The sequence below is a fragment of the Veillonella sp. AF36-20BH genome (assembly GCF_003602765.1).
Classification (GTDB): domain Bacteria; phylum Bacillota; class Negativicutes; order Veillonellales; family Veillonellaceae; genus Veillonella; species Veillonella hominis.
In genome coordinates, this window is record NZ_QTLR01000009.1 from 22,303 (window position 1) to 38,521 (window position 16,219).

General features: G+C 39.1%; 18 protein-coding genes and 1 tRNA gene. 14 read left to right on the forward strand and 5 right to left on the reverse strand.

Annotated features, from left to right (window positions below):
• Positions 1-91 precede the first annotated feature (91 nt).
• The gene (gene menA, locus DW000_RS08960) at positions 92-994 is read right to left on the reverse strand and encodes a 1,4-dihydroxy-2-naphthoate octaprenyltransferase (protein ID WP_060919515.1); all 903 of its coding nucleotides are present in this window, start codon (positions 992-994) and stop codon (positions 92-94) included.
• Positions 995-1,236: 242 nt separating this feature from the next.
• Between menA and DW000_RS08965 the strand changes: the two genes are divergently transcribed.
• The 5 genes from DW000_RS08965 to DW000_RS08985 all read left to right on the forward strand — a co-directional run bounded on the left by DW000_RS08965 (position 1,237) and on the right by DW000_RS08985 (position 5,513).
• Entirely contained in the window at positions 1,237-2,181 is a 945-nt protein-coding gene (locus DW000_RS08965) for a hypothetical protein (protein ID WP_060919516.1), read from the forward strand.
• Between the two features lies 1 nt (position 2,182).
• On the forward strand, positions 2,183-2,962 hold the full coding sequence (locus DW000_RS08970) for a hypothetical protein (RefSeq protein ID WP_060919517.1): 780 nt from the start codon (positions 2,183-2,185) through the stop codon (positions 2,960-2,962).
• A 132-nt stretch (positions 2,963-3,094) separates the two neighbouring features.
• Positions 3,095-3,466: a RidA family protein gene (locus tag DW000_RS08975; RefSeq protein WP_060919518.1), complete on the forward strand. Its 372-nt coding sequence runs from the start codon at positions 3,095-3,097 to the stop codon at positions 3,464-3,466.
• Position 3,467: 1 nt separating this feature from the next.
• Positions 3,468-4,715 (forward strand): L-serine ammonia-lyase, iron-sulfur-dependent, subunit alpha, encoded by a 1,248-nt coding sequence (locus tag DW000_RS08980; RefSeq protein ID WP_060919519.1) that lies wholly within the window; start codon positions 3,468-3,470, stop codon positions 4,713-4,715.
• Positions 4,716-4,862: 147 nt separating this feature from the next.
• Positions 4,863-5,513, forward strand: coding sequence for a DUF6338 family protein (locus DW000_RS08985; RefSeq protein ID WP_120056112.1), 651 nt, complete (start codon positions 4,863-4,865; stop codon positions 5,511-5,513).
• Positions 5,514-5,518: 5 nt separating this feature from the next.
• Here the strand turns inward: DW000_RS08985 and DW000_RS09825 are convergent, their stop codons facing one another.
• The 4 genes from DW000_RS09825 to tadA all read right to left on the reverse strand — a co-directional run bounded on the left by DW000_RS09825 (position 5,519) and on the right by tadA (position 7,576).
• The gene (locus DW000_RS09825) at positions 5,519-5,671 is read right to left on the reverse strand and encodes a hypothetical protein (protein ID WP_165851015.1); all 153 of its coding nucleotides are present in this window, start codon (positions 5,669-5,671) and stop codon (positions 5,519-5,521) included.
• 57 nt (positions 5,672-5,728) lie between these two features.
• A complete protein-coding gene (locus DW000_RS08990) occupies positions 5,729-6,928 on the reverse strand; it encodes an MFS transporter (RefSeq protein WP_120056114.1) in 1,200 nt (399 codons plus the stop codon).
• A gap of 58 nt (positions 6,929-6,986) precedes the next feature.
• Positions 6,987-7,077 (reverse strand) — tRNA-Ser (locus DW000_RS08995).
• Positions 7,031-7,576, reverse strand: coding sequence for a tRNA adenosine(34) deaminase TadA (gene tadA, locus DW000_RS09000; protein WP_207798790.1), 546 nt, complete (start codon positions 7,574-7,576; stop codon positions 7,031-7,033). Before tadA ends, DW000_RS08995 begins: the two co-directional genes overlap by 47 nt.
• 83 nt (positions 7,577-7,659) lie before the next feature.
• Between tadA and DW000_RS09005 the strand changes: the two genes are divergently transcribed.
• From DW000_RS09005 to DW000_RS09045, 9 genes are all read left to right on the forward strand, one after another.
• Positions 7,660-8,286, forward strand: a complete 627-nt coding sequence (locus tag DW000_RS09005; protein ID WP_004693621.1) for a trimeric intracellular cation channel family protein — start codon at positions 7,660-7,662, stop codon at positions 8,284-8,286.
• Positions 8,287-8,434: 148 nt separating this feature from the next.
• Positions 8,435-10,249: a DUF4127 family protein gene (locus DW000_RS09010; protein WP_120056116.1), complete on the forward strand. Its 1,815-nt coding sequence runs from the start codon at positions 8,435-8,437 to the stop codon at positions 10,247-10,249.
• A gap of 10 nt (positions 10,250-10,259) precedes the next feature.
• Positions 10,260-11,381: an acyltransferase gene (locus DW000_RS09015; RefSeq protein ID WP_120056118.1), complete on the forward strand. Its 1,122-nt coding sequence runs from the start codon at positions 10,260-10,262 to the stop codon at positions 11,379-11,381.
• A gap of 285 nt (positions 11,382-11,666) precedes the next feature.
• The gene (locus DW000_RS09020; RefSeq protein WP_120056120.1) at positions 11,667-12,524 is read left to right on the forward strand and encodes an aminotransferase class IV; all 858 of its coding nucleotides are present in this window, start codon (positions 11,667-11,669) and stop codon (positions 12,522-12,524) included.
• 55 nt (positions 12,525-12,579) lie between these two features.
• Positions 12,580-13,626, forward strand: a complete 1,047-nt coding sequence (locus DW000_RS09025) for a methionine ABC transporter ATP-binding protein (RefSeq protein ID WP_004698350.1) — start codon at positions 12,580-12,582, stop codon at positions 13,624-13,626.
• Positions 13,607-14,260 (forward strand): methionine ABC transporter permease, encoded by a 654-nt coding sequence (locus tag DW000_RS09030; RefSeq protein WP_004698355.1) that lies wholly within the window; start codon positions 13,607-13,609, stop codon positions 14,258-14,260. Before DW000_RS09025 ends, DW000_RS09030 begins: the two co-directional genes overlap by 20 nt.
• 9 nt (positions 14,261-14,269) lie before the next feature.
• Positions 14,270-14,566 carry a YerC/YecD family TrpR-related protein gene (locus DW000_RS09035; protein ID WP_004693609.1) on the forward strand — a complete coding sequence of 99 codons (297 nt, stop codon included), beginning with the start codon at positions 14,270-14,272 and terminating at the stop codon, positions 14,564-14,566.
• A gap of 65 nt (positions 14,567-14,631) precedes the next feature.
• Positions 14,632-15,426: a TSUP family transporter gene (locus DW000_RS09040; protein WP_060919525.1), complete on the forward strand. Its 795-nt coding sequence runs from the start codon at positions 14,632-14,634 to the stop codon at positions 15,424-15,426.
• Positions 15,427-15,437: 11 nt separating this feature from the next.
• A complete protein-coding gene (locus DW000_RS09045; protein WP_004693607.1) occupies positions 15,438-16,205 on the forward strand; it encodes an SDR family oxidoreductase in 768 nt (255 codons plus the stop codon).
• The last annotated feature ends 14 nt before the right edge of the window (positions 16,206-16,219 follow it).

A 16,219-nucleotide genomic window follows, 5' to 3' on the forward strand; every position in this document is an offset into this window, starting at 1 on the left:
CTAAATAACTTCCTATCTATCAAGAAGGAATTATTATAGGTTCTCCATAACTAAAAACTATGGAGAACCTATAATATAAGTATGTTCATTTTTAAAATAATTTGCCCATGATAAGTCCAATCGCCCACATTAGTTGATAAATCATAGCGGCCCCAGCGGTAGTACCCATAGCCTTATCTAATTGGAACTCATCTGTATTGGTAGATAATGTATGAATTGTTTTGAAAGCTAGTGGTGCTGCAAGGAACGCTAATAAGGCGAACCATGTCATATGGCCTACTATAATCCAAGCAATGATCCAAATAAAATTGAAAATATATGAGATACTCATTAAGCTGAGTGCTCTTTCACGACCAAGCACGATTGGCAACGTGTGACGTCCATGGCTTTCATCATTACGAATATCTCGGATATTATTCGTCAACATGATGGAACCAACTAGCAATGTAGATGGAATTGCAGGAATTAACAGGGCTAAGGATAATTCTCGTATCCAGGCATAGCCTGTAATGAGTACGATAGCAAAACCCATGGCGATACCAGAGGAAATTTCTCCAAATGGTGTTCGAGAAATTGGTTTTGGACCGCCAGAGTAAAGAAAACTAATTAGAATACATAAGAAGCCTACAGGAATGTAGTACCAAGTTATAGTAGCAGATAAATAAAGACCAATAATAATGGGTACAAACATGAGTACTTTAATCATCGTTATAATGAGCTCTGGTGTTATAACGCCACGTGTGATAGAACCAGCATTACCTACCTTTTGACCAGCATCGAGTCCAGATTTAAAGTCTTTATATTCATTCCATAAATTAGCTACAATTTGGGCTGTTACAACAGCTAAAAATATGAGCACTGTATGGAAAATGGCAAGACCTGTACCCTGAGCAGCACCAAATGCGTAATAACTAAAGGCGGCACCTAAAATGGTAGGCCCCAATGCAGCAGCTAATGTGCGAGGCCTAGTGAGGGGAATTAATTCTTGTATCATGTTAAAAGCACACCGAGTGTGCACTCCTTTCCATTTCTCATACATATATCATCTTTACATGTCTATTTATGTATTGTATAGCAGAAAGGTAAGCTTGTAAATTATACTATACAGTTATATATGTCGATATAGTATAATAATTAATATATGCAGTATAGATTATCCTTTAAACTCTTAATATATACTGCACAGATTATCTAACAATCTATACATAGTGTATTGTTAAAAAGGTGAGGTGTCTTATGAGAACTCTCAATAAAAAGTTGATGACATTGGCTTGTGCCACCTGTTTAACTGTGGGTATGGGGGCAGTGGCATGTGCTGATACGGTAGATTTAGGTTATGGTATGTACGGCACAACTTCCCCAACTGTGAAAGCTGTAGAAGTTATGCATATTTCTACTGATACAAGATTGCGTAATCAAGAACAAGATAAATTTCTTAAAGTAGCAAATAAATCTGCTGTTGATACTATTAATAATGTTGTGAAAGTACAGACTGGTGTAGCTGTTGAACCAGTGAAGGGGGACTTTCTTGATGGTTACTCCTTCTATCAATTGCAAGGTACTGATAAACAAGGACATCATATAGGTGGTTTAATTGTTATTAACTATTCTAAAAATGCAATTGATCAAGTTATAGGTATGAATAAGACTATTTTAGAGAAGGGGTCAGATGCGGAAAAAGCTGCATTAAAGCACTCTATCTCTAAACATGTAGAATCTTACTCTAAAGAGACGGCCCAACAACAATTACAAGGCATGAAGAGCAATACTATTGAAGGTGCTAAATTAGCTAAAGATCTAAAAACGATAAATGATAAGTTACCTTCTCAAATTATAGGTACCTTTGATAAAATGCTTGCCACAGATAAGAAATCATCTCCTAAAAGTATAGAAGAGGTCCGTTCTTATGTAGACTTTATGGCAAAACAAGTGAGCCTAGATGCAACGCATGTGGCCTATAAACCTGTGCAAACACGCTATGGTACAGCTGTGGCAGGCGATTTACGCGGTAGTCTAAAATATGATGGCTTTAGAAATACGTACTCCTTAATTGGATATGCTGTTCCTACAGATAAAGGTGTATCTTTACAGCTTTTAATGTCTGATGACTCTAGCTATGATTATTGGGCTAATGAGTTGAATCATATGTATCAAACACAATCTCTCAAGGGAGGTAAATAATATGAAATCTTTGAAAGTATTGGCTTGTGCAGCTTGCTTAATGGGTACTGTATCTGGCGTAGGTTTTGCTAAGGATGTACAAACAATTGCAGGATCCATGGTAGTGCCTAACAATGTAACTGTTGTTTCTGCATCCAAAACAAATACACGTGATTTTGTAGAAAAACAATTAAATGAAGAACCTTCAAAATCTACGATGTCGAATATGATGGCAAAGGAATTTTTCCAAAACTTTGGTACTAATTTTGATGTATACCAATTGCAAGGGGCAGATAAAACTGGTCAAAAAGATGCATTCGTAGTAGCTGTAGATGTTAAACAAATAGCGCAACAAGTGGCTAAAGAAAAGGCTAATGACCCTATGTTTATAGCGACAATGGCCGCTCTTGATAAAGGTCAAATTGATCCTGTAACAGAGCAACTTCTATTAGGAACAATAAATAAACAGATTCCCACTAGCACAACAGTAGTTCCTTTGAATAGACCTATTAATGTGTCTAGTCGTGATCCCCAAAAAGCAACGATTATGCCTAAAACACTTAAAACTCTAACCGTAGAAAATGCAGAACAAGTACATCCGGTGGGTGGCACAAAATATCAAACATATGCAGCAAGCTCTCGCTTGTTATATGCAGATGGAAGTGTACAAACTCCACTCTATGCAAATGCTGCATTTGTGTTGAAGGCAGGAAAGCCAGTGTTGTATGTAGGTATAACAACTGATGTACAACGTGATTATTTCAAACCAATATTTGACAATGCATTCAAATCAATTAAATAATTGGTTATATACGTACTTTTATTTTATATGTGATATATTGAGGTAAGTCATATATATCGAGGCATCAACATGAGTTTCGCGCCTTAAATATAGTCATATTAATTTATATTTATTTATAAAAGGAGATTTATCATGAAAACAATTTCTACAGACAAAGCACCAGCAGCAGTAGGCCCTTACTCTCAAGCTAAAGTGGTTGGCGGTTTATTATTTGCTTCTGGTCAAATTCCACTCAATCCTACAACTGGTACAGTTGTTGAAGGGGGCATTGTAGAGCAAACTGAACAAGTATGCAAAAATATTGAAGCCGTATTGACTGAAGCTGGTACAGACTTTTCCAAGGTTGTTAAAACAACTTGCTTCTTAGCTGATATTGGTGATTTCAAAGCATTTAATGAAGTGTATGCTAAATATTTCACTTCTAAACCAGCTCGTTCATGTGTAGCAGTAAAAGACCTTCCATTAGGCGTTATTGTAGAAGTGGAAATTATTGCGGAAGTATAAGATGGATTATATTTCTTTGTTACAGTCAGAGATGCGTCCTGCCTTCGGTTGTACTGAGCCAATTGCATTGGCTTATGCGGCTGCGAAGGCAGTCTCTGTTTTAGATGAGTTTCCTAACCATATTCACGCAAGATGCAGCGCGAATATTATCAAAAATGTAAAATCTGTAGTCATTCCAAATTCTGGAGGGCGAAAAGGCCTAACGGCGGCCGCTACACTGGGTGCTATTGTAGGTCATCCAGAGCGTGAACTAGAGGTGTTGGAATCTGCTACAGACGAAGATCGCAAATGGCTTGGTACATTGCTTGATGCTAACTTCTGTACCGTTTCACTTGCTGAAGGCGTAGATAATCTATATATAGAAATCACTGCAGAAACAGATGAACATACAGCGGTTGTTCGCATTGAAAATGACCATACGAATGTAACCTATGTATCAGTAGATGGTGAGATTGTCTCTGAAACAGTCAATGAAATCAAGAAAGCGGCTAAAACAGAATATGCCATGACCTTCGATAGCATTTACGAATTTGTCTTAACCGGTGATATTTCTGGTATCCTACCTCAAATTAAACAGCAAGTTGAGTATAATACTGCAATTTCTAAGGAAGGTCTGTCCAATGATTATGGATCTAATATTGGACAATTGTTATTGTTAGATGAAGAAAATCCATCTCTCGAAACGAAATGTAAGGCTCGTGCCGCAGCTGGCTCTGATGCGCGTATGAGTGGCTGTCCATTGCCTGTTGTTATTTGCTCTGGCTCTGGTAATCAAGGTTTAACCGTGTCTGTACCAATCATTACGACTGCCGAGGAACTTGGTAAAAGTGATGATGAATTGTATCGAGCGCTCGTCTTTGCTAACTTGCTAACGCTTTATGTTAAATCTGGTATTGGTAAACTATCCGCATACTGCGGGGTTGTATCTGCCGGTGTGGTAAGCGTAGCAGGCATAGCCTTTTTGAAAGGTGATAGTAAAGATATAATCGAGAACACTCTTGTAAACGGTCTTGCAAGTCTATCTGGTATCGTATGTGATGGTGCGAAACCATCCTGTGCAGGTAAAATTGCAATTTCCCTTGATGGTGCCTTTATGGGATATAAACAAGCTCGCCTTAACAAAAACTACCAAAAAGGCGATGGCCTTGTAGCATACTCCGTTGACGAAACTATCCGCAGTATTGGTGCTGTGGCACAAGGCATGAAAGAAACGGACGTAGTTATATTGAATGAAATGCTAAAGCATTGACTAAGTTTTGGTTAAAATATAAAAAAGCACTTCAAGTTTTATTTTGAAGTGCTTTCTTTAGATTTTATAGGTATGATGAAATATAGGTGATATAGTACGAGTTAAATAATTTGTCCTTTATAGTATAAAGAGAGGGGTGTTAGTGTTATGGAAACTCAATTCAGTCTTTTATTATGTGTTGTTCCAGGGTATATTTCACGAAAAATATATAAGCAAATTAATGATGTTAGTGATGATTTAAGCACTTTTGAGGAAACTTTATACTGCCTTATATTTAGTGGTGTTATTTCATTTGTATCATTAAATTTATTAGTAATATTATGGTTAGGCTCAGGATGTGATTATTCAGAACTAACATATGTGACACTTAAGTCCTATTTTAATAATCTAAAGTTTGTAACCATATATATTATTATGAGTATGATTTTATCGATTGGTTTTGCATTTCTGATCAATCCATTAATGAAAGCTTATACATGGCTAGTAAATTTTTATAGAAGAAAGACTAATAAGCCACAGGTTGTGTTGAATCAGAGTGTCTTTGATACTATATTTAATAATAAAGATGGTGTTCACTATGTAGAGATTCATAAGGATGATAAATTAATTTGTAGAGGCCTATTAAAGAGTAGTGTAGAGAAATATAAAGAGTTATCTATTGAACTTTGTGAAGAAGGGATCGACAATATTATTGCATCTTTAGAATGGGAAAAACCTAAATATAAACATATTTATTATGATTGCAAAACAGGATTATTAATTAAGGAATATGACTTTCCGGAAAATCCGGAAAATTAGATTTATTATTTTTTCGTACTTTTGATTTTTTTTGCAAGCTCATTAAGTGTTTCATTTGCAGATTGAGGAAGAGGGGAAGAGGTTTGATTTTTCCCCATTCGGACATTATTCTTATCAAATTTTCTTCCTGATGTTGTCGTATTAGTATTCTTTTCCATAAATATATGATTTCCTTTCTAGTATATATAAAAAATATATTATAATTTTTTCCTAGCTCATCTGGGAGATTCCATTAAGGATTTAGGATCTTTTAATAGTAATGAAGCCCCAAGACCTACTACTAGGAATGGTACGAGTGTCATCATAGCGGTAGGTAAAGTATAGGTATCCGCAAGGTTACCTACTACAGGTGCGATGATACCGCCGATAGTTTGGCTCACCCCGAGGGTAATACCGGACGCAAAGCCGATGCTTTTAGCAAGGTAGGTTTGGCCTAGTACGATAACGGGGCTGTAGCTAAGAGCTTTAGCAGCGCCAATCATGAGTAGTAACATATAGGCTACAGGCATCATGATAACAGGGGAGAAGGTTGGCACTTCTGTTAATAGGAACATAGCTGGCAACCAAATCAATAGGGATAGTCTAATGATTTTGATGGGACCATATTTGTCGCCTAATAGACCGCCAATATATGTCATGAAGATACCGATACTAAAGAATATGGTTAATGCAAAGCTCCCTTGCTCTGGGCTAGTGCCGAGTTCACGAGTCCAGAAGATAGGAATAAATGCATTAATAACGCGGAAGTTTACCGATTGGCTTAGGATGATAATAAACAAGATACCAAAGTATTTCCAGTAATTCTTTAGCGGCTTAGCCACTAGTGTAGGGTTTTCCATAGCTACCGCTTGGTCGATAGTGCGTGCTTGAGTTACTATGCGCGGCATGAGGGCGAATAAAACTGTTGAGATAATAAGACCCACTATGGTGAAAGCTGCCAGTCCATGAGGTCCTACTGTATAGGCAATAGAGCCCGCAAAGAGTGGACCGATGGCAAAACCAGAGCTACCACCGATGGCGAAGGTACCCATGGCTTTACCTTTTTTACCACCTCCCAGGCGATTCATGATTTTCGCTCCTTCAGGGTGGAAGATAGAGGAGCCTACACCAGCTAAGGTAGCACAAACAAGCAAGCTTTCATAAGAGGTTACAAAACCCATGGCACCTGTGCTACAAGCTGAGAGCAGAACACCTAAGGCGATTAGCCGTGGCTGATTGATCTTGTCAGAGACATAACCTAATAATGGCTGTAACAATGAAGATAATGCTGTATTGGCTAATATGAGAAAGCCTGCTTGCTCTAAACTAAGTCCATAAGTGTAGATAAATAATGGCAAGAGGGCAGGTAATACACTTTGACAGGAGTCGTTAATCATATGACTCACCGTAATGAGATAAGGGTAATATTTTTTCATAGTAGTGGTCCCTTCGCAAAAAAGCGCTAACCATGGTTAGCGCTTTATATATTTTATATGGCAGAGGAGGAGGGATTTGAACCCCCGCGCCGGTTGCCCGACCTACCGCATTTCGAGTGCGGACCCTTCAGCCTCTTGGGTACTCCTCCGTGTTTTACGGCGCTCTTTAAAAAAGTCTTTCATGATTTGACTACATTCATCACCAAGGACCCCCGATGCTAATTCGGGTTCATGATTTAAACCAGGGTGAGAGAGTACATTGAAAAGAGACTCTACAGCGCCTCCTTTGTAATCACTTGCACCATATACAACACGGTCAATACGACTGTTGATGATGGCTCCAGCGCACATCGGACACGGCTCTATCGTAACATACAGGGTACAACCAGTCAACCGCCAGCGCTTGAGTACATCGCATGCTTCGCGGATGACGAGCACTTCTGCATGAGCCGTTGCATCGTGATCTAATTCGCGGCGATTATGGTGGCGTGAAATGATTGTACTGTTTTGAACTAAAATGGCGCCGATAGGAATTTCTCCTAGAGCATAAGCTTTGTGGGCCTCCTCTAGGGCAAAACCCATAAAATATTCATCACGGCTACGCTCATCCATATTTTTAATCTCTATAGGTGTAATGTTCTTTGTCATTCTCATACCTCTTAATGTATAATATCTTACATAAAGTCTATCATAGTGTGCGCAGTTATGCGAATAGATTGTGTGAGGGTATTATGGATATTATTTGGTACATATTTGATATGATTGGCACTATTGCCTTTGCTATCTCCGGAGCACTTGTTGGGGTGGCGCGGAGAATGGATATATTTGGTATGGCTGTATTGGCACTGGCCACGGCAATCGGTGGTGGAATTGTACGTGATGTTCTCTTGGGGTATTTTCCGCCGAATTCGTTACGCAATATTGTATATGTAACTGTGGTTATTTCCGTAACAATTATCGTATTTATTATCTATAACAGCCGTTATCGCAAGCATGCTATGGGCCCTCGTAGCCGAGCAAGCTATTTATTAGCCGATGCAGTTGGGTTGGCATCTTTTACAGTAACTGGAGCATCTGCAGGGTTTAAACTATATCCAGAGTTGCCAATTTTCATTGTTTTATTAGGAACTATTACTGCTGTTGGAGGTGGTATTATCCGAGATATGCTGGCTCAACGGATTCCGTCTGTTTTGAAAGAAGATGTGTACGCTCTGCCTAGTGTTATTGGGGGCATCGTTTATTACTTAATGGTTATTTCTAACTGGGTTGGAGAGGCTGTATATGGTGCGTTTACCGTTGTACTAGTTATCCGTTTACTAGCTATTAAATATAATTGGAGCTTACCCAAAGTGCGCTAAAGCTAAAGGCATTGCATTTGAGAAATAACAGGTAAATGATATAATTATACTATTAAGTATTTCATAAAAGTGTCAGAAAAAAAGAGTATTATATAAAAGTTAATTTTCGAGTCGAGAGTACTCGTGTACACAGAAGGAGATTTGCTTTATGACAAATAAATGGTTGAAAGTAGCATTAATGGTTACAGCCATTGCTACAGGTACATCCATCAAAATTGATGCAGAAACCGTATTATATGTACCTCAAGATGATCGCCCTGTAAGTTTGCAATATACAGTTGATACAGCTCGTGAGGCGGGTATGACTGTGTTGACTCCACCTCAACACTTGATTTCTGGTAAGACGTACCAAGGTCAAGCTGATCAAATTATGGCTTGGGTAGAGCAAAATGCAGGTCGTGTTGATGTTATGGTATTAAGTACAGATACTCTTATTTATGGAGGTCTTGTAGATTCTCGTAAACATAATATTCCACTTAGCACATTGCAAAATCGCTTGAAACGTATTGAAGGTTTAAAAGCGCGGAATAAAAATGTACGCATCTATGGCTTTGGCACCGTAATGCGTTCCCCACGTGCGAGTGGTGGCGGTACTGAACCGGCCTACTATGCGGAATATGGCCCAACTATCTTCCAAATCGCTGCATTACAAGATAAATTAGATTCTGGCTCTTTAACGCAAGAAGAAACTCAAAAATTGATGAGCCTACAAGCCTCTGTTCCTGTGGAATACTTGCAAGACTGGTTTGACCGCCGTCAAAAAAATATGAAAATCAACAAAAAGTTGATTGATGAAACTCGCAGTGGTGTATTCGACTACTTTGCATTAGGTCATGATGATACATCTCAATTATCTCAATCCGCTCTAGAAGGTCGTTACCTTAACAAATATTCCAAGGATATTTCTGTTGAAAAATACGGTAGCTTCCCTGGTGCTGACCAACTTGGTCTCTTATTGATGGCGCGTTCCCGTACCGATGTGAGCACAGAAAAACCTACATTCTCCGTAATTTATCCACTCGGTGGTGGCGGTAAAACATTACCAGGTTACGAAGATCAAACGATTGATAAAACAATTGCTCAACACGTTGAGGCTGTAGGTGGAACGATGGTGACACAAGGTAAACCAACTGTATTATTGGCTGTTAATACACCTCTTACTACGAGTACAGGCGAGTCTGAAAACTTCGAAAACTTCCCGATGATCTCCAACTCTACAAATGCTTTCGTAGATCGCATTCAACAAGCTGTTGACTCTGGTGTGAACGTAAGCGTTGCAGATATTGCTTTTAATAATGGTGCAGATAATACATTGGTATCCGCTATGTACAAACGAGATTTGTTGTACAAAATCGGTGCGTATAATGGTTGGAATACAGCAAGTAACACAGTAGGTTACGCTATTGCTCAAGGATTATTGCTTAAATCTATGAGTCCAGAAGGTCATCGGGATATGTTGACGCAACAATATTTGGACAACTGGGCATATCAAGCAAATATCCGTAAAGATATTTATCGTATGCAAGATTCTATCAGAACAGACAATGTTCGTTACTCTGGTGAATTAAATGAACGTCTTGAAAGTTATTTAGGTGAACGCATTCAAGATTTCGCTGAAAAATATCTTAAAATCAATCCTCGTACAGTAAAAGCTACATTCCCATGGGGACGTCTATTTGAAACGGATATCACTGTTTATGACAAACCAGTGGTACCACTTGAAAAAGAATTACGCTTGAAACGAGAAGCTGAAGCAAAAGCTAAGGCTGAAGCAGAAGCTAAGGCTAAGGCAGAAGCGGCTGCTAAAGCAAATGGTCAGGCTGTACCAGTACAAGCCGCACAACCTGAAAAAACTGCAACGCCTCAAACACCTACATCTACACCTCCGGTAGTTAAACAACCAGCTACAGAGTCTCAAGGTCCACGTGTTGTACCAACACCTGCAGTGGCACCTGGTCAATAGTGAATAGGGAATGGCTATGAAAAAAGCGTTTTTACCGGAAATTACTTATATGCGAGGCCTCTGTATGCTCGGTGTTATCGGCATTCATGTAGGATCTTACGCATTGCAAAATCCTTTTGTAAATTTAGAACTCATCAGCGTGTTAGAAATTCTCTCTCGCTTTGGAGTACCTGCGTTTTTCTTCCTCTCTGCATTTGGCTTGTTTTATCATACTTCGGTAGAGGGACCATTCTCATATAAGGAATTTATGCACCGCCGCATTCAGGTGGTGCTATTTCCATATATTACGTGGTCCATTTTTTACCTGCTATATACAGGGGTGACAGCTCATAATCTTGGCAATTTACACCCAGGGTCGTTGGCGATAAATCTACTCTTTGGTACTTCTATGTATCATCTATATTTTATGGTTATTTTGCTATGGTTCTACGTGATGATGCCGTTATGGCGGGCAATGGTGAAAGTCATCTTAAAACGGCCTGTATTTTGGCTGGTGTTACTATTTGTCATCCAAGTTGGTATCGATTATGTTTCGTCTTACATGCTTGGCCGTTGGGTAACAGAAAACCTAAGCAATCAGCCAGTTCTTAAATATCTTTTTGATATGCGACTCAACTATTGGGTTATTCATTATGTGTGGATTTTCCTTTTAGGTGCCGTATGTGCTGAACGATATGAAATCGTCTGCGAATATATGTGGCGTTATCGTTACCTTTTAGGCGTCAGTGCGGTAAGCTCTATATTATTAATGCTTGGCTCTTATTACTATGTCATGGACGTATGGCATTACACTGTGTTGGAAGCAATTTATACGGTACATCAAATGAGTCCTATGGGCGTTCTTTATACAGGATTGGGAACGATGTTTAGTTTGTTCCTATTCCAAAGGCTACCTATGAACGTGACGATGGAGTCCATTTGGTCTGAGATAGGCGATAAATCGTATGGTATTTATTTAGCGCATCCATTTTGGTTGTTAATCATATCTGCTGTGATGGCTAAATACAATCTCTTGTACACGGTGGTCAATGTTCTCGTTATGTATGCCATGGCGCTGGCATTATCCTATTTGACTACGGTAGGTTTCAATTATTTACCTAAGTCTATTCGTAAATTTGTACTGGGGCACTAGTATAATCAGAAAGCTTTTGTTGTATAGAGAGTCCTAATTGGTATTAGTACTTTCGTATCGGCCATAGTATTAACTAGCTCTGTGGTGCTGATTTAGTATTAAAGTAATATATGCAATACATCCGCTAGGATATAGTTTTTAACTATGGTATCCTAGCGGATTTTTGTATATCTAATTAATATCTTTCACAAAGTAAAGTGTGAAAATTTGAAAGTAATTGTGTTATAATAAGTCCATGATGATTACCACTTGATAGAGTAACGGAATAGAAAAAGAGGTGCTCCTATGCAAGAATTAACATATTTTAACGGTGAATTCGTCGAACCAGGTGCTAAAGTTATCAGCATTGATGACCGTGGCTATTTATTTGGTGACTCTGTATATGAAGTTGTTCGTGTCGTAAAAGGCCGTTGTTTCGCTTTGTCTTACCACCAAGATCGCTTGTATCGCTCTATGCGTGAAATGGATATCCCTGTAAAAATGACCCCTGATGATTTGACAGAATTGCACGAAATTTTGATCGAGCAAAGTGAAATCAAAGAGGGCTATATTTATTTACAAATCTCTCGTGGTATAGCACCACGTCATCATGCTTATGATCGCTCCAAATTAGAACCACAAATGCTTATGTCTATCCGTACCTTGGATTTAGATGAAGTCAATAAATTGGGTGAAGGTGTAAAAGCGATAGCTTTGCCTGATGAACGTTGGGATCATGTAGATATTAAGACTACAAACTTGATCCCGAATATCTTGGCGCAAACAAAAGCAGAAAAGAAATTTGCCTATACAGCAATTTTGTTCCGTGATGGTATTTGTACAGAAGGTGCCACATCTAATGTGTTTGCTGTTAAAGATGGTATCTTGTACACGCATCCAGCGGATAATCATATCTTAAAAGGTATTACGCGCCAAATGATCTTAACCCGTGTAGCACCATCTTTAGGTATTACCATTATTGAGAAAGAATTTGACCGCACCTTTGTAGATGAAGCGGACGAACTATTCTTTACCGATACAATTGGTGGTGTCATTCCAATTACTAAGCTAGACAGAAATCCAGTATCTGGTGGTAAACCAGGTGCTATTACACTTCGTCTACGCGAAGCTCTAGAAAAATTGATGGAAGAAGGATTACCTTGATAGATAAGCTGCTTTCATCAAATGTTAAACATTTACCTTAAGAAAGGAAATTATTTTGATACAATTAGAACACATTAGTAAAGTCTATGAAGGCGCTACTCGTGTGGAAGCGTTGAAAGATATTAGCCTAAATGTGAAAGAAGGCGAAATCTTTGGCATTATCGGTCAATCCGGTGCCGGTAAATCCACATTGATTCGGTGCATCAACATGCTCGAAGCACCTACATCAGGCTCTGTTATCGTAAATGGTACAGATTTAACAACACTTAGCAAATCAGCTTTGCGTAAAGCGCGCAAAGATATTGGTATGATTTTCCAACATTTTAATCTCTTGTCCTCTCGTACAGTGTATGACAATGTAGCATTCCCGTTGGAATTGCAAGGTATGAGCAAGGCCGAAATTAAGGAACGCATTGAGCCAATTCTTGATATTGTAGGCCTTACAGACCGGATGAACAACTATCCATCTCAATTGTCTGGTGGTCAAAAACAACGTGTTGGTATTGCTCGTGCTTTAGCGTCTAATCCAAAGGTTCTCCTTTGTGACGAAGCTACATCTGCCCTTGATCCTCAAACAACAGATTCTATTTTGAAATTGTTGAAAAATATTAACGAGAAGATGGGGCTCACTATTGTGCTCATTACACATGAGATGCACGTTATCCGTGAAATCTGTGATCGCGTGGCAGTTATTGAAGGCGGTGTAATACTCGAAGAAGGTAGCACGGTTGAAGTATTCACACATCCTCGCGAAAATACGACAAAAGAGTTTATTAGCTCTGTAGTGAGTGAAAACTTACCTCCAGAAGCATTGGAACATCTAGAGTTGCATGATCAATGGATTGCAGGAACCGCGCCATTAGTTCGCCTCAAATTTACAGGACAAGCAACAGATGAGCCTGTAGTAGCAGGTCTCGTAAGACGCTTTAATTTAGATGTAAGCATCCTTTTTGGCGGCATTGATTACATCCAAAATACGAGCGTTGGTCGCCTCATCGTTATCTTGAATGGTGACCCAGAAAATGCACAAGAAGGTTTGGACTACATCAAAACGTTACCAATTGAAAGCGAGGTGATCGGTTATGTCAGAGCAAATCATTAATCTACTCATAACTGGTACCCTTGATACATTGCAAATGACGATAATTTCTACGGTAATGGCAATGTTATTAGGTATTCCTCTTGGTGTTGTTTTGGTTGTTACTTCTAAAGGTCATATCTTGGAAAATGTAGCACTAAATAAAGTGTTAGGTGCAATTGTGAATGCCACTCGTTCCGTACCTTTTATCATCTTGATGGTTGCCATCATTCCATTTACTCGCATGGTGGTAGGTACATCCATCGGTACAACTGCAGCATGTGTACCATTGACAATTGCGGCGATTCCATTCTTGGCGCGCCTTGTAGAAACGTCTATTAAGGATATTAATTTTGGTGTTATCGAGGCGGCTCAATCCATGGGGGCAAGCCCATTAAAAATCATTTGGAAAGTATTATTACCAGAAGCATTGCCAACAATTATTGACAATGTGACGGTGCTTATCGTTAACCTCATCGGGTACTCTGCGATGGCTGGTGCTATTGGTGGTGGTGGCCTTGGGGATATTGCTATCCGATATGGTTACCAACGTTTCCAAGCAGATATTATGATCGCTACAATCATCATCTTGATTGTATTGGTACAAGTTGTACAAATGATTGGTGATGCTTGGTCTAAAGCGATGAATAAGAAGTAGGAGGATCCTATGAGTATCAATGAAAAATTGAGAAGTCAACAAAATGACGAATTGTTCACCGCCATTTTAACGCTTGAAAATACAGAGGAATGCTATGCATTTTTTGAAGATATCTGTACGATTAACGAATTAAAAGCATTATCTCAACGCTTACAAGTAGCAAAAATGCTTCGCGCAGGGGATAGCTATGAGAAAATCGTAGAAGAAACAGGTGCGAGTACTGCTACGATTAGTCGTGTAAAGCGCTGTTTAGTATATGGTGCGGATGGTTATACATTGGCCCTCGATCGTCTAGGTGCAAAATAAAATAAATTAGCATGACAACGGTGGCCTTTGGCGACCGTTGATGTGCTATCTGTAGGAGGTTTATTATGGAGTGGCTCATTGCGGTAACAGGTTTACCATTTGATATCCTTATACTCGTTTTACTTGCCGTAGCTGGTGCGTTTGCTGGCTTTGTAGACTCCATTGTAGGCGGGGGAGGCCTCATTTCTGTACCTGCCATGTTATTAACAAATCTTCCACCTAGTGTGGCTCTAGGCAGTAATAAATTATCTAGTATTTTTGGTGCTGGCAGTGCATCGATTACATTTTTGAGAAATCACATGGTTGATTTTTCCCTAGTTCGCAAATTACTGCCTTTTACCTTTGTGGGTTCTATGCTTGGTACCTTGGCGGTTGTTTCTTTACCACCGCTATATGTAAAGCCTATTATTATCATATTACTTGTTTGTGTAACACTCTTTGTGGTGTTCAAAAAAGACTGGGGTGAAATCAATCGTACATCTCAGGTAACAGGAAAAGCGCTATATATTTGTATGGCTTTTGCTCTTGGCATTGGTATATATGACGGCTTTATTGGTCCTGGTACAGGTACATTTCTGATTATGGGCTTTATCTTTACAGGCTTTGATTTTTTACATGCATCTGCTAATGCAAAAATATTGAATTTTACTAGTAATTTGGCGTCTTTATTGGTATTTTTATATTTAGGACACGTCAATATTAAGTATGGTCTTGCCACCGGGGCAGGTCAAATTATAGGTGCTTATTTAGGCTCGCATTTGGCAATTGCGAAGGGCTCATCTTTGGTGCGAGTTGTATTCTTGTCGGTAACGACAGTTATGTTGTTGAAATTAGTCTATGACTATATTTCAACATTATAGGAGGGCAAGGTATGCCTCATAAAAGTGATGTTCAAGTGGCCTTGATTAGTGGTGGTACATCGGGTATTGGATTTGCTACGGCAAAGCTTTTACTTAAAGAAGGTTGGTGTGTAGTCATCAATGGTCGAAATGAAAAAGTTGGTCAAAAGGCTAAAACTAAGCTACGTCGTTATTCCTCTAAGGTACAATATATTCAAGGTGATGTATCTAAAATTGAGGACTGTCAGCGAATTGTAAAAGAAACAGTAGATTTATTTGGTGGGGTGTCTGCTCTTGTAACAGCTGCAGGCTATTATGAAGAAGAGTTACTAGCTGATGTTACAGAAGCAGCTTTTGATGAAATGTTTGGGACCAATGTAAAAGGTACTGTATTCTTATGTCAAGCGGCGCTTCCCTATTTACGAGCCTCAAAGGGCAGTATTGTAACAATCGCTAGTGATGCAGGTTTACAAGGTAATGTAGCGTGTTCTGTATATGGTGCGTCAAAGGGAGCTGTAGTGAGCTTTACAAAATCTCTATCTCTTGAAATGGCACCTCACAGTGTTCGTGTAAACTGTGTGTGTCCTGGTGATGTAGATACATCATTAGTAGATAAACAGATTGCTAATGCCCACCAAGATGCGGCGGCTGCTAAGGCTGAAATGGGCCAACATTACCCATTAGGTCGTATTGCTAAGCCTCATGAAATTGGAGAAGTAATTGTATTTTTGTTGAGTAATAAGGCGTCTTTTGTGACAGGTGCAGCCTGGACAATCGATGGAGGACTCACAAGTTGGTAATATAGAAAATATTA